Genomic DNA, 1,650 nt, shown 5'->3' on the forward strand with positions numbered 1-1,650 from the left:
CACATCCATCAACTTAAGGATTTAGACTATTTTTGAAGTTAAAAGCACGTTACTATTTTCTTATGTTAATGAGAAAGGGTGACGTGCTTTTTATGAATATGCATCAAAAACAAGAGTTATCTTTATTTGCCGAAGAGCTATATCGATATATGTCTCCCGCTACACTTAATCAATTAGCTATAGAAGCAGGCGGAATGAAACGAAAACGCAAGTGCCACGGGCATCATTTCTTATCTTTGTGTGTATGGTTAAATCAACAAATCGCTACTACCTCTCTTACTCAACTTTGTAGTCAATTAGAAACTTCAACAGGAATTTTATTAAGTCCGGAGGGACTTAATCGACGATTTAATTCGGATTCTGTAGCCTTCTTTCGCACTGTATTTACTACACTTCTACAAGCTAAAATTGGAGGAGTATCTAAGATTTCTCATTCTCTTTCATCTTATTTTGAGCGGATTCTCGTCCTTGATTCTACAACCTTCCAAGTTCCAGATCGATTCGCAACTACTTATCCTGGTGCCGGAGGGTGTAGTCATACAGCTGGTGTGAAAATCCAACTAGAGTATGACTTGTTGAGTGGAAAATTTTCTGATGTGGAAATTGAACCAGGAAAACGAAGTGATCAGGCATATAGTGCGACTCGAACAGGCATGGCACAAAAGAATGAACTATATATTCGTGACTTAGGATATTTTCGTCTACAAGACTTTAAGTCTATTCAAGATAAGCAAGGATATTATTTATCACGTCTAAAGTTACCAACTAAAATATATAGAAAAGAATTTGAAACAGTGGTATTTAAAACAAAACCCGCTCAATTAAAACCGGTATATATACAAATTCATTTGGAAGACATCATGAAACAATTGCAGCCTGGCCAAGTGTATGAATTACATGATGTATATGTAGGGAGTAAAGACAAACTGCCTACTCGAATTGTAGTTTATAGATGTACCGAGGAGCAAAAACAGAAACGTCTACGTGATCGAGCTATTCGCGAAAAGAAAAAAGGAATTACATATACAGAGCGTACAAAACTTTTACAAGGTATTACGGTATATATGACAAACATTCCTACGGAATGGGTACCAAAAGAGAAAATTTATGATCTATATTCACTGCGTTGGCAAATTGAGCTGTTATTTAAAATATGGAAATCTTGGTTTCAAATTCATCGTTGTAAATCTATTAAACAAGAACGATTAGAATGTCACCTTTATGGGCAACTCATTAGTATTCTATTATGTTCTTCTACTATGTTTAAAATGCGAGAACTCCTGTTACGTAAGAAACAGAAAGAGCTAAGTGAATATAAAGCGATGTACATAATTAAGGATTATTTTTTACTTTTTTACCAAGCATTACACAAAAACACCCAAGAATTATCAAAGGTTCTCCTTCGTCTGTTTAACCTCCTACAGCACAACGGACGAAAATCTCATCGATATGAGAAAAAGACAGTCTTTGATATTTTGGGTGTTGTTTATGAGTATACCACTTCTACTCATCAGGTAGCATAGTAAAAAAATTGAAGCCCGTCAGGGTTTATTTGATATGCCTACTTTTATAAAATCTATAAAAGATAATAAAAAACTATATGGAAAGACCGCATTTTGTATAAAAATATACCTTAAGTTGATGGATGTG

Annotated in this window: 1 protein-coding gene; it reads left to right on the forward strand. The window is 34.5% G+C overall.

Features of this window, described 5'->3' with window-relative positions:
- The first annotated feature begins 92 nt into the window (after positions 1-92).
- Positions 93-1,523 (forward strand): IS4 family transposase, encoded by a 1,431-nt coding sequence (locus ACQVV1_RS29610; protein ID WP_097833444.1) that lies wholly within the window; start codon positions 93-95, stop codon positions 1,521-1,523.
- The last annotated feature ends 127 nt before the right edge of the window (positions 1,524-1,650 follow it).

The organism is Bacillus basilensis, from assembly GCF_050630465.1.
GTDB classification, from domain to species: domain Bacteria; phylum Bacillota; class Bacilli; order Bacillales; family Bacillaceae_G; genus Bacillus_A; species Bacillus_A basilensis.